Origin of the sequence: Enterobacter cloacae complex sp. 2021EL-01169 (genome assembly GCF_020733125.1) — a bacterium.
GTDB lineage: Bacteria > Pseudomonadota > Gammaproteobacteria > Enterobacterales > Enterobacteriaceae > Enterobacter > Enterobacter roggenkampii.
This window is the reverse complement of the sequence record NZ_JAJFTC010000002.1, coordinates 733673-751326: the sequence shown is the minus strand read 5'-3', so window position 1 is coordinate 751326 and position 17654 is coordinate 733673. Positions and strand designations below refer to the sequence as shown.

The 17654-nt window shown below is 55.8% G+C and carries 16 protein-coding genes; 7 read left to right on the top strand and 9 right to left on the bottom strand.

The annotated features are described in order from the left end of the window. Positions 1 to 29: 29 nt before the first annotated feature. Both LLF79_RS09970 and LLF79_RS09965 read left to right on the top strand, forming a co-directional pair. Entirely contained in the window at positions 30 to 1100 is a 1071-nt protein-coding gene (locus tag LLF79_RS09970; RefSeq protein ID WP_227879451.1) for a LacI family DNA-binding transcriptional regulator, read from the top strand. Positions 1101 to 1203: 103 nt separating this feature from the next. Beyond that, positions 1204 to 4293: a beta-galactosidase gene (locus LLF79_RS09965; protein WP_227879450.1), complete on the top strand. Its 3090-nt coding sequence runs from the start codon at positions 1204 to 1206 to the stop codon at positions 4291 to 4293. A 39-nt stretch (positions 4294 to 4332) separates the two neighbouring features. Here LLF79_RS09965 and LLF79_RS09960 read toward each other — a convergent pair whose 3' ends face one another. Then, on the bottom strand, positions 4333 to 5166 hold the full coding sequence (locus LLF79_RS09960) for a nickel/cobalt efflux protein RcnA (RefSeq protein ID WP_045407962.1): 834 nt from the start codon (positions 5164 to 5166) through the stop codon (positions 4333 to 4335). A 132-nt stretch (positions 5167 to 5298) separates the two neighbouring features. Here LLF79_RS09960 and LLF79_RS09955 point away from each other — a divergent pair, with 132 nt between their 5' ends. Next, positions 5299 to 5571, top strand: a complete 273-nt coding sequence (locus LLF79_RS09955; protein ID WP_008499280.1) for a metal-sensing transcriptional repressor — start codon at positions 5299 to 5301, stop codon at positions 5569 to 5571. On the opposite strand, the gene LLF79_RS09950 is transcribed toward LLF79_RS09955, so the two are convergent. Further along, a complete protein-coding gene (locus tag LLF79_RS09950; protein ID WP_032674272.1) occupies positions 5564 to 7129 on the bottom strand; it encodes an EAL domain-containing protein in 1566 nt (521 codons plus the stop codon). The two genes, LLF79_RS09955 and LLF79_RS09950, sit on opposite strands and share 8 nt — an antisense overlap. Before the next feature lie 219 nt (positions 7130 to 7348). On the opposite strand from LLF79_RS09950, the gene LLF79_RS09945 reads away from it, so the two are divergent. Continuing rightward, entirely contained in the window at positions 7349 to 7609 is a 261-nt protein-coding gene (locus LLF79_RS09945) for a type B 50S ribosomal protein L31 (RefSeq protein WP_006176933.1), read from the top strand. A gap of 2 nt (positions 7610 to 7611) precedes the next feature. Then, positions 7612 to 7752, top strand: a complete 141-nt coding sequence (ykgO, locus tag LLF79_RS09940; protein WP_003859006.1) for a type B 50S ribosomal protein L36 — start codon at positions 7612 to 7614, stop codon at positions 7750 to 7752. Here the strand turns inward: ykgO and LLF79_RS09935 are convergent. Next, complete coding sequence (locus LLF79_RS09935; RefSeq protein WP_032674273.1) at positions 7749 to 8459, bottom strand: GNAT family N-acetyltransferase; 711 nt, start codon at positions 8457 to 8459, stop codon at positions 7749 to 7751. The two genes, ykgO and LLF79_RS09935, sit on opposite strands and share 4 nt — an antisense overlap. Positions 8460 to 8560: 101 nt before the next feature. Here LLF79_RS09935 and LLF79_RS09930 point away from each other — a divergent pair, with 101 nt between their 5' ends. Continuing rightward, the gene (locus tag LLF79_RS09930; protein WP_032674274.1) at positions 8561 to 10021 is read left to right on the top strand and encodes a PLP-dependent aminotransferase family protein; all 1461 of its coding nucleotides are present in this window, start codon (positions 8561 to 8563) and stop codon (positions 10019 to 10021) included. Here LLF79_RS09930 and LLF79_RS09925 read toward each other — a convergent pair. The 6 genes from LLF79_RS09925 to acrA form a co-directional block, all read right to left on the bottom strand. Further along, on the bottom strand, positions 9993 to 10460 hold the full coding sequence (locus LLF79_RS09925; protein WP_008499285.1) for a YlaC family protein: 468 nt from the start codon (positions 10458 to 10460) through the stop codon (positions 9993 to 9995). The genes LLF79_RS09930 and LLF79_RS09925 overlap by 29 nt on opposite strands. 117 nt (positions 10461 to 10577) lie before the next feature. Next, on the bottom strand, positions 10578 to 11129 hold the full coding sequence (maa, locus tag LLF79_RS09920; RefSeq protein WP_206805139.1) for a maltose O-acetyltransferase: 552 nt from the start codon (positions 11127 to 11129) through the stop codon (positions 10578 to 10580). A gap of 206 nt (positions 11130 to 11335) precedes the next feature. Next, positions 11336 to 11554 (bottom strand): HHA domain-containing protein, encoded by a 219-nt coding sequence (locus tag LLF79_RS09915; RefSeq protein ID WP_008499287.1) that lies wholly within the window; start codon positions 11552 to 11554, stop codon positions 11336 to 11338. Positions 11555 to 11581: 27 nt separating this feature from the next. Continuing rightward, a complete protein-coding gene (gene tomB, locus LLF79_RS09910; RefSeq protein ID WP_008499288.1) occupies positions 11582 to 11956 on the bottom strand; it encodes an Hha toxicity modulator TomB in 375 nt (124 codons plus the stop codon). 509 nt (positions 11957 to 12465) lie between these two features. Beyond that, complete coding sequence (gene acrB, locus LLF79_RS09905; RefSeq protein WP_045352698.1) at positions 12466 to 15612, bottom strand: multidrug efflux RND transporter permease subunit AcrB; 3147 nt, start codon at positions 15610 to 15612, stop codon at positions 12466 to 12468. Positions 15613 to 15634: 22 nt separating this feature from the next. Next, entirely contained in the window at positions 15635 to 16828 is a 1194-nt protein-coding gene (gene acrA, locus LLF79_RS09900) for a multidrug efflux RND transporter periplasmic adaptor subunit AcrA (protein WP_021241633.1), read from the bottom strand. 140 nt (positions 16829 to 16968) lie between these two features. Here acrA and acrR point away from each other — a divergent pair, with 140 nt between their 5' ends. Next, the gene (gene acrR, locus LLF79_RS09895) at positions 16969 to 17622 is read left to right on the top strand and encodes a multidrug efflux transporter transcriptional repressor AcrR (protein WP_227879449.1); all 654 of its coding nucleotides are present in this window, start codon (positions 16969 to 16971) and stop codon (positions 17620 to 17622) included. Positions 17623 to 17654 lie beyond the last annotated feature (32 nt).

The following is a 17654-nucleotide window of genomic DNA, read 5'->3' as shown; positions in this document are numbered from 1 at the left end:
GGGCCCCGACTCACGCGATGCCACAATGCATGAAAGCTATCACTCTCTATGATGTCGCCCTCCTTGCGGGGGTTTCTTATCAGACCGTCTCTCGCGTCATTAACGACGCGGAGCATGTGTCTGCCCGTACCCGGGAAAAGGTGCAGCAGGCGATGGCGGAGCTGCACTACGTGCCTAACCTGCGGGCACAGCAGCTGGCGGGTAAACGCACCCGCACGCTGGGACTCATCACCACCGATCTGGCCCTGCATGCGCCCTCGCAAATTGTGTCGGCGGTAAAATCCCGTGCGGCGGAGCAGGGGGCGAGCGTCCTTATCTCCATGGTGGAGCAACCGCAGCAGTGTCAGGCCGCGCTACAGGCGCTGCTGGCACAGCGGGTGGACGCGCTGCTGGTGAATGTTCCGCTTGATGATGAACACGCCGAACAGCTGAGGGCGCTGGCGTCGCCCGTTCCGGTGCTTTTTCTTGATGTCTCGCCTTCAGCACAGGTAAACAGTCTTGTGTTTAACGCCGGGCAGGGCGCGCATCTGGGCGTTGAGCATCTGCTTTCGCTGGGGCATCAGCATATTGCTCTGCTGAGCGGGCCGGAAAGCTCGGTCTCTGCTCGGGCGCGTCTGGCGGGGTGGAAAGCGGCTCTGGCCCGCGCGGGGTATGACGCCGCTGCGGTGGCCTACGGAGACTGGAGCGCGGCCAGCGGTTATGAGAAAGGACATGTGCTGCTGTCGGGTACCGCATTGCCGGATGCCATTCTGGTGGCGAACGATCAAATGGCGCTGGGGGTAATGCGCGCCTGCGCGGAAAAGGGGATCGCGATTCCAGGTCAGATGTCGGTGGTCGGGTTCGACGATACGGCTGACAGCGCCTGGTTTTCCCCGCCGCTGACGACCATTCGCCAGGCATTTCGCGAGGCGGGCGAGCGTAGCGTGGAGTGGCTGCTGGCGCCCACCGAAGGCGAGACGTGCTGGCAGGTTCAGCTGCCGGTGACGCTGGTTACCCGCCATTCCAGCGCGCGCCGCGCGCCGCAGCAGGCCGAACGCGAGGATCTGGCGCAGCAGCTCAGAAGCCTGGCTCTCCTGGCCGAGCAGCTTGTCCGCAAATAAGACTTTTGTGATCGGACTCGCTAGCCTGCGATTGAATGCTTTACCGTCGCAGAATGCCAGGGCATGTTAACCAAAATTGTGAGCGCTTCGCAAAGAGGTTACTATGTCCAACACATCCTCGCTGACCCTCAGCGACATCCTGGCCCGTCGGGACTGGGAAAATCCCGGCGTCACCCAGTGGAACCGCCTGCCCGCACACGCGCCGTTAGACAGCTGGCGTAATGAATCTTCCGCCAGGGATGACGCTGGATCTATCAGCAGGCGCTCTCTTAACGGGATGTGGCGATTTAGCTACTTTTCTGCACCCGAGCAGGTTCCTGAGGCATGGGTCACTGAAGATTGCGCGGATGCCGTCGCGATGCCCGTGCCGTCGAACTGGCAGATGCAGGGGTTCGACGCGCCTGTCTACACCAATGTCACCTATCCCATTCCCGTTAACCCACCTTTTGTGCCGCAGGAAAACCCGACAGGTTGTTACTCGCTCACATTTGACGTGGATGACGCCTGGCTTCAGCGCGGGCAAACCCGAATTATTTTTGATGGCGTGAACTCGGCGTTCCATCTGTGGTGTAACGGGCAGTGGATAGGCTATTCCCAGGACAGTCGATTGCCCGCCGAGTTTGACCTCTCGGCGGCATTACGCCCCGGGCAGAACCGCCTGGCGGTCATGGTCTTGCGCTGGTGCGACGGCAGCTATCTGGAAGATCAGGACATGTGGCGCATGAGCGGCATTTTCCGCGATGTCTCCCTGCTGCATAAGCCGGAGACGCACATTGCGGATTATCACGTGGTCACCGATCTGAATGCGGAGCTGGACCGCGCGGTGTTGAACGTTGAGGTCGCGCTGGCAGGCGCAGACTACACAGAATGCGAGGTGGCGATCACGCTGTGGCGCAACGGTGAGCGGTGTGGCAGTACTACCCAACGGCCCGGATCTGCCATTGTGGACGAGCGCGGCAACTGGGCCGAGCGGTTAACGGCGGCGATCCCGGTTACAGCCCCCGCGTTATGGAGTGCAGAAACCCCGGAACTCTATCGTCTGACGATCGCGCTTTTGGATGCGCAGGGCAACGTGCTGGAGACGGAGGCCTGCGATGTCGGCTTCCGCCGGATTGAAATCAGCAACGGCCTGCTGAAGCTCAACGGTAAACCGCTGCTGATCCGCGGGGTTAACCGGCACGAGCATCACCCGGAAAACGGCCAGGTGATGGACGAAGCGACGATGCGCCGCGATATCGAAATCATGAAGCAGCACAACTTCAACGCCGTGCGCTGCTCGCACTACCCGAACCATCCGCTGTGGTACCGGCTCTGCGATCGCTACGGGCTGTACGTCGTTGACGAGGCCAATATCGAAACCCATGGCATGGTGCCGATGAGCCGTCTTGCTGACGATCCGCGCTGGCTGCCCGCCATGAGCGAGCGCGTGACCCGCATGGTGCAGCGCGATCGTCATCATCCCTCAATTATCATCTGGTCGCTGGGCAATGAGTCCGGGCACGGTGCAAACCACGACGCACTGTACCGCTGGGTGAAATCCACGGATCCGACGCGTCCGGTGCAGTATGAAGGCGGCGGCGCGAACACGGCGGCGACCGATATTGTCTGTCCGATGTATGCCCGGGTCGATCAGGATCAACCCTTCCCGGCGGTGCCTAAATGGTCAATCAAGAAATGGATCGGCATGCCGGATGAAACGCGTCCGCTGATCCTCTGCGAATACGCCCACGCGATGGGTAACAGCTTCGGCGGATTCGCGAAATACTGGCAGGCGTTTCGCAGCCATCCTCGCCTGCAGGGGGGATTTGTCTGGGACTGGGTCGATCAGGCATTAACGAAGAAAGACGAAAATGGCAACGCGTTCTGGGCGTACGGCGGGGACTTTGGCGATAAGCCAAACGATCGACAGTTCTGCCTCAACGGCCTGGTCTTCCCCGATCGCACGCCGCACCCGGCGCTGTTCGAGGCGCAGCGCGCGCAGCAGTTCTTCACCTTTACGCGGGTCAGCACCTCTCCGCTGGTGATTGAGGTGCAAAGCGGGTACCTGTTCCGCCATACCGATAACGAAGTGCTGAGCTGGACGGTTGCCCGGGATGGGAAGGTTCTGGCTTCGGGCGAGGTGACGCTGGCGATAGCCCCTGAAGGTGTTCAGCGTCTGGAGATCGCTCTGCCGGAATTGAAAGCCGAGCCGGGGGAAGTCTGGCTGAATGTTGAAGTGCGCCAGCCGCGGGCAACGCCGTGGTCACCGGCTGACCATCGCTGCGCGTGGGAGCAGTGGCTGCTTCCGTCTCCGCTGTTTGTCGCACCGCCAGCCTCTACGGGCGAGCCGCCGGTTTTAACGCAAAACGACCGCATCCTGGCGATCGCGCATGGTCAACAGCGCTGGCAATTCGATCGCGCAACCGGAAACCTGGCTCAATGGTGGCGAAATGGCGTGGAAACGCTGATGTCGCCTCTGACGGATAACGTCAGCCGTGCGCCGCTGGACAATGATATTGGGGTGAGTGAAGCGACGAAGATCGATCCGAATGCCTGGGTTGAGCGCTGGAAAGCGGCGGGCATGTACGATCTCACCTCGCGCGTTCTGTACTGTGAGGCAGCGCAGCACGCAGACGAGGTGGTGGTCACAACCCAGCACGTGCTTGAGTATCGCGGCAACGCGCTGTTTCTGAGCCGTAAAACCTGGCGGGTGGACGATCGGGGAGTACTCCACGGCGATATTCAGGTGGATATTGCGTCTGATATCCCGGAACCCGCGCGCGTTGGCCTGAGCGTTCATCTCGCCGAAACGCCGGAAAACGTGTCCTGGCTGGGGCTGGGGCCGCATGAAAACTACCCGGACAGAAAGCTGGCGGCACAACAGGGGCGCTGGACATTACCCCTGGCGGAGATGCATACGCCGTATATCTTCCCGACGGAAAATGGTTTGCGCTGTGATACGCGGGAGCTGGCGCTGGGAACGCATCAGCTGAACGGCCGGTTCCATTTCTCGGTGAGCCGCTACGGCCAGCAGCAGCTGCGGGAGACAACCCATCACCATCTGCTGCGCGAAGAGCCGGGATGCTGGCTCAATCTCGATGCGTTCCATATGGGCGTGGGCGGCGACGACTCCTGGAGCCCCAGCGTCTCGCCGGAATTCCTCCTGCAGACACGCCAGCTTCGCTATACCTTCAGCTGGCAGCAGAACCCTTAACTGACCCTGGAGATGCGGCCACAGAGTGTGGCCGCAGGCTTACGCCAGAATGCCGCTCAGGCCATGCAGGCTCATATAAATCCCTACCACGGTAATCAGCGCAGCGGAGATCCACGGTGCTTTACGGGAGAATTCGCTAAACCCGGGCCAGCGTTTGGTCGCGTGCTTGAGGCTCAAGGCGGCAATCGCGCCGGAAGCGACAAGCGTTAACGCCAGACCAATGCTAAAGCTGAACACCAGCGTCGCGCCGAGGGCGAAATGCTTCAGCTGCAGGCAGATCAGCAGAACGGTAATGGACGCCGGGCAGGGGATAAGCCCGCCGGTCAGGCCAAACATCACGATCTGTCCGGTGGTGACGTTTTGGCCGCTGAAGCGCCGGTTAATATCCTGCGCATGCGCGCGCTGGTGGGCGTCCTGCCACTCTTCTTCAACCAGCGGGTGTTCGTGGTGGTGATGTTCATGATGATGGTCATGGTCATGGTCATGGTCATGGTGGTGGTGATGATCATGGTCGTGATGATGATCGTGTGGCTGGCTCTCTTTCCAGGTTCGCCACGCCATCCACAGGGCGATCGCAACGATCAATACCCCTGAGATCAGCTGGAACCAGGGTTCAGAAGTATGCGCATCCCATCCCCGACCAAACCATAAACCCGCCATGGCGATAATCCAGACTACTGCCGTATGCGAAAGCGTGGCTGCCAGGCCGAGCAGGACCGCCTGTTTCAGCGTGCCGCGGATAGCCACGATAAAGGCGGCCATCATGGTTTTTGAGTGACCCGGCTCCAGGCCATGTAGTGCACCGAGCAGGATAGCGCTGGGAACAAACAGCCAGGCATTACCCTGCTGCAGGAGTGAGGCGAAATCGTTCATTGAAATTTCCGGAGTGGAAGCGTGCGCAAATAGTACTCCCCCTCAGTAGCTTAATACTACCCCCCAGTAGAAAAATACTCAGGGGGAGTAGAGCGTGATATGCTCTAAAAGCCAAAACTGAGGGAGACAGAGATGTCACATACCGTTCGCGACAAGAAGATGTTACTGACTCGCCTGAAGAAAATTCAGGGGCAGAGCACCGCGCTCGAAAAAATGCTCAACAGCGAACACGAATGCGCCGAGGTGTTACAGCAGCTGGCGGCGATCCGTGGAGCGGTCAACGGCATGATGATGCAGGTGATTGAAGGGCACCTTACCGATCACGTGGTGAAAGAGCCCGAAGAGGCGCAGCGTGAAGCCGATCTTGGCGTGGTGCTGCAGGTGATGAAATCCTACCTTAAGTAGCGTGCGTGCCGAGGTTATTTTCTGCCCAAAGAATAAATTCCGTCTTTGGTAGCGCTTTGCTGTAGTACCAGCCCTGTCCGTACTGCACGCCGTGCTGGTGCAGCCAGGCGAGCTGCCCGGCGGTCTCGACGCCTTCCGCCACCATCGCCAGCTTCAGCGACTTCGCCATTTCAATAATGTGCGGCGTCACGTTTTTATACTCCAGCGCATCCACGAACGATTTATCAATTTTTAGCGTGTCGACATCCAGATCCTGCAGATAGCTCAGGCTGGAATAGCCCGTACCAAAATCATCAATATAGACAGGGTGCCCCGAACGGCGGAATGCGGCGATAGCCGGCGCGCTGATTTTGGGATCGGCAAAGCCGCGCTCGGTGACCTCAAGGGCGATTTGGCCTGGGTGGACCTTCCATTTGTTCAGCAAGTGACTCAGCAGCGGCGGCAGCGTGCCGGAGGTCAAATCGGCGGGCGCGAGGTTGATGGAGATATGCTGATCGGGGTGAAGATGCAGCCAGCTGCCCATATCCTCGAATACCTTTTCGATAACGAGCTGCGTCAGATGGGAGATAAGCCCGGTTTGTTCAGCAAGAGGGATAAAAATATCAGGTGAGAGGCTGCTTCCGTCCGGCTGCGGCCAGCGCGTCAGCGCCTCTGCGCCGACAATTTTTCCGCTACACAGCGCCACGATGGGCTGATAGTGAACCACAAAATCGCGGCTGTTAATGGCATCAAGCAGGCGGTTGCGCGGCGACTGGATGCGACGCAGTATCCGCAGGACAAAGAGCGCGGCAAGCAGGCTTATCAGGATGCCGAAGGGCAGCCACAAAAGCAGCTGCCGGTGCCATGTTTCAGCCAGCGGTTTGAGCGTAGCCCATGCAACGACGGTAAACCCCAGTTCAGGGACGGGCTTCATAACGTACATTGAACCGTCGTACTGTATGCTGGTCATCTCCTGACCCATGATCATGTCACGGATATGCGGATCGAGCGTATTGCTGCTGGCAAAGATGCGGCGTGTGGTATTTCCTACCAGGGCAGCATCAATCGCTATCTCGCCGAAGGGGATCACATCCACAAGCGAGGCCGGATCGACCAGAACAAGATAGTGACCTTGCCCCAGTACGGCCATGTAGCGATGAAACCCCAGATCGTTTTGCGTGGTCAGCCATGCGCTGTAACCATCTTCGGTAACGCGCATCGGCGGGGGGAAAGGGGCGGCATGGCTGGTTTGTTCAAGAGAGGAGCAGAGTGGCCTGAGGTTGTCGATATAAATCACTTCCTGCACATATCGCCACGAGAAAGCGACCCGTCGCATCTCCCTTAACTGCAGGGGGCTGCACGGCACACCCTCAAAGGCCTGCAGATGATTGAGCGCTTCCTTCGCCTGAGCCACGACCTTGTCGGTTCGTATCAGCACGCGTGAGGCATAGTTATCCAGCGCATCGACAAATTTATCTTCCGCCTGACGATGAGCCAGCCAGATGCTCAGGCAAATGGGGACCAGCACGGAAAAGATAAGTATGCCAGTCACCAGACTGACCAGATGTCGGGTTTTCATGCTGTCGTTTCCTTCCTCGTATACCCGTTCCTGAGCACTGAGTTCCCTGCCTGAAGAGAAAGATTTTACCGCGAAATGATATAGTTATAGCACGTGGGTGGCGTGGTTTTCATTTTATCTCAGGTAAACCAGAAAATATCGTCAGAAGGAAGGGGTTGTTTTTTCAACCTGGCCTGGATATTATTTTGTTATGTTATAACAAAACACAAAGGGTTTACGATGAAACCAAACATCCATCCAGCGTATCGCACCGTGGTCTTCCATGACACCAGCGCGAATGAATACTTCAAAGTGGGCTCAACCATTAAGACCGACCGCGAAATTGAACTCGACGGTGAAACGTATCCGTACATCACCATCGAGGTTTCTTCAAAATCGCACCCGTTTTATACCGGTAAGCAGAAAACGTTCTCCACGGACGGCAGCGCAGCGCGCTTCCGCAAGCGTTTTGGTGGATTTCTCAATGCGAAGCGGGGCTAACCATGCAGGTACTTAACTCATTGCGCAGTGCAAAACAGCGTCACCCGGATTGCCAGATAGTCAAACGCAAGGGACGCCTGTACGTGATTTGCAAATCCAATCCGCGCTTTAAGGCGGTGCAGGGACGTAAAAAAAGACGCTAAACGCGCGTTTCTCGCCAGCTTTCCAGGGATCTTTTCTGTTTGCCATCGGCAGTAAAATTGTCGGTGGCAAGCCAGCTTTCAAAGGCGTTTGCCAGCGCCGGCCACTCTTTGTCGAGAATCGAAAACCAGTCGGTATCCCGGTTATGACCTTTTATGACCAGCGCCTGACGAAAACGCCCCTCAAACTGAAAACCCAGACGCAGTGCCGCTTTGCGGGAAGGCTCGTTCAAACTATTGCACTTCCACTCATAACGCCGGTAGCCCAGGGTATCGAACACATATCGCATCAGCAGATATTGCGCCTCTGTTGACATGGGCGTGCGGCTTAAAAGAGGCGAGAAGTGAACGTGCCCCACCTCCACAACCCCATTTTTAGGATCGATCCGCATCAGGGACAGCGTCCCGACCGGAGACCGGGTCTGGTTATCGATAACGGTAAAGTGTATGGGGTCGGATAACTCGCTTACGCTCGCCACCCATTCGGCAAAATCCTCTGCTGTGGCATCGGGTTCACGCAGTAGCCACGTCCAGCTGCGCGTATCTTCAGCCAGGGAATAGGCGGAAAACAGCGCGTTGGCATGCTCCACGCGCAGCGGTTCAAGCCGACAAAAGCGTCCCTGAAGCACGACCCGGGACGGGGGCTGACGAGGCTGCCAGTCGCTAAGCGCTTCGCCTACGGGCTGTCCGAACTGATTGAATGTCTTCATCTTAATTTCCGTGACGTTGAAAAGAGTTCCAGACTAGTGAATTGCTGGTTCCTTAAAAAGAACCACTGCGCTATGTTTTGATGGTGCCACGAGGAGGCGAGATGAATATACCGGGTGATGAATTTTATACCTTGCTCAATGCTGCCCTGCAAAAACGTGGGGAAGAGACGCGCCAGCGCGCGCTTTATCTTGCGTTACGGGAGGCCATCCTGTGCGGAAGGCTACTGTCCGGCAGCCAGCTTCCCGGTTCGCGAACGCTGGCTCAGCAGCTCTCCCTTTCCCGCAATACCGTCAATGCGGCGCTGGACCAGCTCACGCTGGAAGGGTATTTGCAGCGTAACCGCCAGGGAACGCGGGTGGCACAGCTCGCTCACCGCTCTGTCGCCCGGACATTGCCGGACCCTGCCATCAGGCTCGCCCGGCGGGTCGGCCTGCTGCCAGCGCCCGTGCCCCGGGACATGCCGGTGCTGGCGTTTACCCCGGGAACCCCGGCTATCAACTATTTTCCGCTACCGCTGTGGCGGCGATTGTACGATCGCGTGATGCGCGAGGAGGGAAGTGCCCTGCTAGGGTATGGCGACCCGGCCGGTGAACCGTCGCTGCGGGCAGCAATTGCCCGACACCTCGCCCTGTCCCGCGGTATCGACTGCGACGCCGGCCAGATAGTGATAACGGAAGGGGCGCTTGAGGGGGTTAACCTGTGCACCATGCTGTTGAGTGAGCCTGGCGATGTCGCGTGGGTGGAAAACCCCGGTTATAGCGGGGCAAAGAGCGCGTTTGTTAAAACAGGCCTGACCATGACGGGAATCCCTGTTGATGACGAGGGAATGTGCTGGGAAGGACGGGATGCGCCTGCTCCCTCGCTGATTTTTACCTCACCTTCGCACCAGTTCCCCTACGGAAGCGTGCTCAGTGCCCGGCGACGTCTGGCGCTGCTGGAGCTCGCCCGGCAGCAGAATGCGTGGATCATTGAAGACGATTACGACAGCGAATTCCGTTATGCCGGTGAGCCTGTGCCCGCGATGCTGGGGATGGTCAACAACGCGCCCGTGGTTTATCTGGGAACGTTCAGTAAAACGCTGTTTCCGTCGCTCAGAATGGGGTTCATGGTCTTGCCGCCAGCGCTGGCGAAAGCGGCTCGCCCGGCCATCGGCTCGCTGTTGCGGGGCGGGCATCGTGCCGAACAGCGTACGCTGGCGCTGTTCATTGAAGAAGGCCACTATGCCCGTCATCTTGCCGCCATGCGTCGGCTCTATCGTAAGCGATACCGCCAGCTGCGGGAGGTGCTGGGGGCAGAGCTTCACACGCCGCACCGTATACTGGCCGGTGAAGGCGGGATGCATCTGACGCTGGCGATAGACGATATTGACGACCAGAAGCTGGTGGCGCAGGCGAGGGCGTTTCAGCTGGCACCCGCTGCACTGAGCGGGTATTACCTGGAGGCGAAGCAGGGGCAAACCGGTCTGGTTTTAGGTTACGGCAACACCTCTGCTTCGCAGTTTGCGCCGGGGATCCGGCGTCTGCAGGCGTTAATTACGCAGCAGCAGGGCGCGAAAGGGTAAAGACATCATAGAAAGAGAGCTGGCCTTTGGTGGAGACCATTTTCTGCAGCTTCTCTTTTTGCGCTGTTTCAACGGCCGGAGAGTGCATGATGCTGTCGATCAGCTCCGTGGGCACGAAACGTGTGTTATACCATTCACCGTTGTAGCAGACCCGAAAATCGAGAACGTCGATATCTTCGTAACGGTAGCGCGGATTCACGTCGAAAAAGAAAAAGGCGTTAAAGACCACAAACAGCACAACCAGCAGCCAGACGGAGTCCACCAGCGTTTCGGACTTCAGCATCACAATCAGCGTCGCCAGCCAGGCGGCATACATGGCGACAAACAGTCCAGGATGTTTGCGAATAAAGCTAATGCTAAAGCGCGGGCGATTGTCGCGCTTTTCGCGGAGGTTAAGATCGTCGATGGTGGCGGTAAGCAGGCGCTGTATCTCGGTCATTTTTTGCCTTCATAAGAGTTGACAATACAGGGTGTCTGCCAATTTTAGGGGAGCCATCGGGCTGAAAAAAGTAACAGTCAGGCGCTAAAAGACCATAACAGTTGGCTCCCCGCGCCCTTATAAAGTTTTGATGATTTTTGCCGGATTGCCGCCCACGACGACGTTAGCCGGGACGTCTTTTGTCACCACGGCGCCGGAGGCCACCACCACATTATCACCGATCGTGACGCCAGGGTTAATGACCGCCCGGCCACCAATCCAGACATTATTCCCAATGTTGACCGGTTTCCCAAACTCCACGCCGCTGTTCCGTTCCTCTGCATCCAGCGGGTGGGTGGCCGTATAAATGTGCACACCCGGCGCGAGCATGCAGTTATCGCCGATGCGAACAGGGCAGACATCCAGCATCACGCAGTCGAAGTTCGCGTAAAAGTTTTTGCCCAGATAAATATTGTATCCGTAGTCGCAGCGGAAGCTTGGTTCTATATAAGCGCCTTCGCTTTGCCCCAGAAGTTCCGCCAGGATGTTCTGGCGTTCTGTTTTTTCATCGGGCGCGGTGTGGTTATAGCGGTAAACCAGATGGCGGGCCCGCAGTCGGTCGGCTCGTAACGTCTCATCGCCGGGGCGATAATGTTGACCGGCAATCATCTTCTGTTTTTCTACGCTCATAGGAAACCTCTCTGGAAATGATTACCGCAGGGTAATCGGAACAGGTCGAGAGGGGAACGTTCCCGAAAAGCCGATGTGACTGTCGTCACAACATTGTTGCTGATGAACACGTTTTACACGGAGACCTGGCCTGGGCACAGGGAACATAACGGGATAGGTAAAAAACTCAGAACGTGGCGTAGAACTCTACAGACACCCTTCAAAGATTAACGGACAAATTTCCATACAGAAGTAGGGATTTTGTCATACAACTTATTCATGGTCAGCTCAGCAAGACGATGGTCAGCGGCTGAATAAAATACGGCCAGTTCATTATCAGAAAGCTCGTATTTATTCTTTTCAATCACGCGTTCTAGGGTGTCAATTGACTGACAACGTCGTAAGCGCATCAAATAATCGATTTTAGTGAGTGGTTTATCAGACATAAATTCACCTTAGTAATTGTAATAATTTTAACAGGAAAGGCTAACCGGGTTAGCTCTGCTCACGTTGACGAAACAGCGGAATAGCCGGTTTCCCGATTTACGCCATTTTTGCAAATCCTGGGCGTTAATGCCGTAACTACTGAACAACATAAAGGTGTCGTCCAGGTATTCATCAATTTGCTCAATGAGCTTATTATCTTCATTGTACTTAATTTTATAATTAAGTGCGAAGGTTGCGATATGCTCTATCAGCTCATTCAACTGTAAATTGATGGCAGACGTTGGGTCGTTTACCCAGCCATGGTTGCTTTCATCAAGGTTGGCAAGGCAGTCATGGTACAAGGATTCGCAGAGAAATTTCAACTGCGCGATATCATGCCTTTTTGGCGAGTACTCGTCCATAGCGCATCCCCTTCTGAGTGATTTCTTACTCACCGAACATCATTGTCGGGATGGATACAACTGACTTAGCTACATGAGTGCTGTGTTCCTGATAACCTAACTATAAGCCACTCCTTCCTGGATTTCATCGCGCTATTACGAAAAATTACAAATAAAACCGTAGACTGCGAGCATGTACGCAATGTTCCACCCTGGACACCCCTTTTTTATCCAAATTAACGCGCTGTTTTATCGCTTCCTTACGTTTCATTGGCTTAGCAAAAATGGCGAGAAAAGTTCAGATTCGAACTTCACGTTGTCAGAACTTCTTATTAGGAATATTCCTAATAGCTTAAGCGGGGAAATGAAATTAAAAAAATCCTGAATTCACCGATTAAGTTATCAGTTAATTATGATATGTCTAATTAAGATGGCAGAAAATAAATTGAATCACAATAAGCGTAATTTATGATTTTTTCTGAAAATGAAAAAGGCCGCTAATGCGGCCTTTTTATCATGTGAAACCGGTATCAGTGAGGTTCTACCGAATGCGCGTGTTCAACATCTTCATTCTTACGGCTGAAGCGGCGGCGAACCACCACGAAGAACACCGGTACGAAGAAGATAGCGAGTACGGTTGCGGTGATCATACCCCCCATAACGCCCGTACCGACCGCGTTCTGCGCACCGGAGCCCGCACCGGAGCTGATAACCAGCGGCAGTATGCCAAGGATAAACGCCAGTGACGTCATCAGGATTGGGCGCAGACGCATACGAACAGCCTCAAGCGTCGCCTCAATAAGACCTTTGCCTTCTTTCTCCATCAGATCTTTGGCGAATTCAACGATAAGTATCGCGTTCTTCGCCGACAAGCCAATGGTTGTCAGCAGGCCTACCTGGAAGTACACGTCGTTGGTCAGTCCGCGGAACGTTGCCGCAAGCAGCGCACCGATAACCCCGAGCGGTACCACCAGCATAACGGAGAACGGAATTGACCAGCTCTCGTACAGCGCTGCCAGACACAGGAAGACGACGATCAGTGAAATCGCGTACAGGGCAGGGGCCTGGTTACCGGACAGACGTTCCTGATAGGACATCCCGGTCCAGTCGTAGCCAACACCCGAAGGCAGTTTGCTCGCCAGCTCTTCCATCAGGTTCATGGCTTCACCGGTGCTTCGGCCCGGCGCAGCCTGACCCAGGATCTCCATTGATGGCAGACCGTTATAGCGTTCCAGACGCGGCGAACCGTATTCCCAGCGTGACGTTGAGAATGCCGAGAACGGTACCATCTGACCATTGCTGCCGCGCACGAACCAGCTGTTGATATCGTTTGGCAACATACGGTACTGCGCCTCGGACATCACGTACACTTTCTTCACGCGACCGCGGTCGATGAAGTCGTTAACGTAGCTACCACCCCAGGCGGCGCCCAGCGTGGTATTGATGTCACTGATGGACACGCCCAGCGCCTGAGCTTTCTCCTGGTCGATGTCGATTTTGTACTGCGGCGTATCTTCCAGGCCGTTTGGACGCACGCCGACCAGCAGGTCAGGGTGCTTAGCCACTTCGCCAAACAGCTGGTTACGCGCCTGCGTCAGTTTTTCGTGACCCAGACCGCCCTGGTCAATCAGCTGGAAGTCGAAGCCGGTCGCGGTACCCAGTTCAACAATCGCCGGCAGGTTGAAGGCGAACACCATCGCATCTTTAATCTGCGAGAAGGTGCCCATCGCACGGCCGGTAATGGCTTCAACCTTGTTCTCTTTGCCCGGACGTTCAGACCAGTCTTTCAGAGAAACGAAGGCGATACCGGTGTTCTGACCACGACCCGCAAAGCCAAAGCCGTTAACCGCAAACACGGATTCAACGTTGTCTTTCTCTTTGGTGAGGTAGTAGTCCGTCACTTCGTCCAGCACTTTCTGGGTACGCTCTTGCGACGCACCCGCAGGAAGCTGTGCCATCGTCAGGAACACGCCCTGGTCTTCATCCGGCAGGAAGGAGCTTGGCAGACGAACGAACAGGATCGCCATCCCCGCCACGATGATGATATAGAGCAGCAGGTAACGACCGGTGCTGCGCAGGATGTTGCCCACGCTGTCGGTGTAGTGGTGCGTGCTCTTATCAAACATGCGGTTAAACCAGCCGAAGAACCCTTTATGCTCGCCATGACCGCCTTTCTGAATCGGCTTCAGCATGGTGGCACACAGCGCAGGGGTCAGGATCAATGCGACCAGTACCGACAGCGCCATCGCGGAAACGATGGTGATCGAGAACTGACGGTAAATCGCACCGGTAGAGCCGCCGAAGAAGGCCATCGGGATAAATACCGCAGACAGTACCATCGCGATACCCACCAGCGCGCCCTGGATCTGACCCATTGATTTACGGGTAGCTTCCTTCGGCGGTAGACCTTCTTCCGCCATCACGCGCTCGACGTTCTCTACCACGACGATGGCGTCATCCACCAGCAGGCCGATGGCAAGCACCATCCCGAACATCGTCAGGGTGTTTATCGAGAAGCCAAAGGCCGCGAGGATGGCAAAGGTCCCCAGCAGAACGACCGGAACGGCGATGGTTGGGATCAGCGTCGCGCGGAAGTTTTGCAGGAACAGATACATGACCAGGAACACCAGGATGATCGCTTCTGCCAGCGTTTTAACCACTTCGTGAATCGAAATTTTAACGAATGGCGTGGTGTCGTACGGATAAACGATCTTCAGGCCTGACGGGAAGTACGGTTCCATTTTCTTCAGTTCTGCACGGATCGCCGTGGCGGTATCCAGGGCGTTCGCGCCTGTCGCCAGTTTGATACCCAGACCGGAAGCCGGTTTACCGTTGAACTTCGCGATGATGTCGTAGTTCTCGCCGCCCAGCTCGACTTTCGCCACGTCGCGCAGGCGAACCTGCGAGCCGTCCTGATTCACTTTCAGCAGAATTTTGCTGAACTCATCCGCGGAGGTCAGACGGGTTTGCGCGATGATCGAGGCGTTAAGCTGCTGGCCCTTCACCGGCGGCGTACCGCCTAGCTGACCGGCTGCCACCTGGGCGTTCTGCGCTTTAATGGCGTTAATCACGTCAACCGGCGTCAGCTGGAAGTTGTTCAGCTTGTTCGGATCCATCCAGATACGCATTGCGTACTGAGAACCGAACAGCTGCACGTCACCCACACCGGACGTACGGCTGATGGCGTCCTTCATGTTGGCGCCCACGTAGTCGGAAATATCCTCCTGCGTCATGGTGCCGTTGGTGTTGATAACGCCGACAACCATCAGGAAGCTACTGGACGATTTCTCGACGCTCACGCCCTGCTGTTGTACTTCCTGCGGCAGCAGCGGCATCGCCAGCTGCAGTTTGTTCTGCACCTGAACCTGCGCAATGTCAGCATCCGTACCTGACTCGAAGGTCAGGGTGATCTGAACTGTACCGGTAGAGTCACTGTTTGAGGACATGTACATCAGGTTATCGATACCGTTCATGTTCTGTTCGATAACCTGAGTGACGGTGTCCTGCACCGTTTTTGCATCAGCCCCTGGGTAGGTTGCAGAAATCGTCACCGCCGGTGGCGCAATCGTTGGATATTGCGCGACAGGCAGCTTCAGGATCGCAAGTCCCCCGGCCAGCATGATGATAATGGCGATCACCCACGCAAATATGGGGCGATCGATAAAGAAATTAGGCATGTCTTAACGGCTCCTGTTTAAGTTAAGACTTGGTTTGTTCTGACTGGCCAGCGGCCGAAGCTTGTTGTTTATCGTCAGATTTCACTTCCTGTGCTTTAACCTGCGCGCCAGGACGAACTTTTTGCAAACCAGTAACAATCACGCGATCGCCATCTTTCAGACCTTCCGTCACCAGCCATTTATCCCCAATCGCCTGCGTGGCGGTGATATTGCGCATTTCGACTTTGTTATCAGCCCCAACAACCAGTGCGCTCGCATCGCCGCGTGGCGTACGGGTCACACCCTGCTGTGGAACCAGAAGGGCGGTTGGATTCGTTCCCTCTTCCAGACGTGCGCGAACGAACATACCTGGCAGCAGATTTTTGTCAGGGTTCGGGAAAATCGCACGTAAGGTGATGGAACCGGTGGTCTGGTCGACCGTCACGTCAGAGAATTCCAGCGTCCCTTCCTGCGGGAACTTGATACCGTCGTTGGTAATCAGCTCCACTTTGGCTTTGCCGTTTTCCTGTTTCAGGGTGCCGTTAGCCAGCTCCTGTTTCAGGCGCAGGAAATCATTGCTGGACTGCGTGACGTCAACATAGATCGGATCGAGCTGCTGCACGGTCGCCAGCGCAGTGGTCTGACCGTTCTGGACCAGAGCCCCTTCCGTGACGGAAGATTTACCAATACGACCACTGATAGGCGAGGTCACTTTGGTATAGGCCAGGTTAATGCGCGCGGTTTCGACGGCCGCTTTGGCTGCCACCACGGCGGCGTTAGCCTGCTGGGCATCCGCCAGGGCGGTATCGTAATCCTGCTGACTGATGTACTTGGTACCGAGCAGTTTTTGATAGCGGTTCAGCGTCAGCTGGGCAATTTTGGCCGCAGCCTGTGCTTTTGCCAGGTCACCTTTGGCGCTTTCATAAGACGCCTGATAGGTTGCGGGATCAATCTGATACAGAGACTCACCGGCCTGCACATCACCGCCTTCGGTGAAGTTGCGTTTCAGGATAATGCCGCTAACCTGAGGACGCACTTCCGCAATGCGGTAAGCATTTGTACGGCCGGGTAATTCGGTGGTGATTTGTAGAGGTTCAGATTTGAGCGTCACAACGCCTACTTCTGGCGCCTGCTGAGCTCCTTGTTGAGCCGGTTTGTCGTCACATCCTGTTAGCGCTAAGCTGCCTGAAAGCATCAGAACGACCGCCAGAGGCGTTAACCCTCTGTTTTTGTTCATATGTAAACCTCGAGTGTCCGATTTCAAATTGATCAAGGGTCCTGAGTCTAAAACCCATTGCTGCGTTTATATTATCGTCATGCTATGGTACATACATTCACAAATGTATGTAAATCTGACTCCTGTAAATTCACTCACCTATGGCACGAAAAACTAAACAACAAGCGCTGGAAACCCGACAACATATTCTGGATGTGGCGATACGTTTGTTCTCGCAGCAAGGTGTTTCAGCAACCTCGCTGGCGCAAATTGCTCAGGCCGCCGGTGTGACGCGAGGAGCGATTTACTGGCATTTTAAAAACAAGTCAGATCTGTTCAGTGAAATCTGGGAGCTTTCAGAGTCCAGCATTAGCGATCTCGAGAGTGAGTATCGGGCAAAATTCCCAGACGATCCACTCTCAGTATTGAGAGAAATATTAGTATATATCCTTGAAGCAACGGTAGTTGAAGAACGTCGCAGATTAATGATGGAGATTATTTTTCATAAATGCGAGTTCGTGGGCGAGATGGCGGTCGTGCAGCAGGCGCAACGAAGCCTCAGTCTGGAAAGCTATGACCGTATTGAGCACAACCTGAACCTCTGTATGGAGGCAAAACTGCTACCGGCCAATCTGTTGACCCGTCGGGCGGCGATTCTGATGCGCAGCTACATTTCTGGTCTGATGGAAAACTGGCTTTTTGCACCACAATCGTTTGATCTTAAAGCGGAAGCCCGCAGCTACGTGGCGATTTTACTGGAAATGCTACAGCTTAGCCCGACGATGCGCAGCGACGCGCCTTCGCTAACGGCCTGACCCCTTTCCAGGATTTATCTCAGAGGCTTACG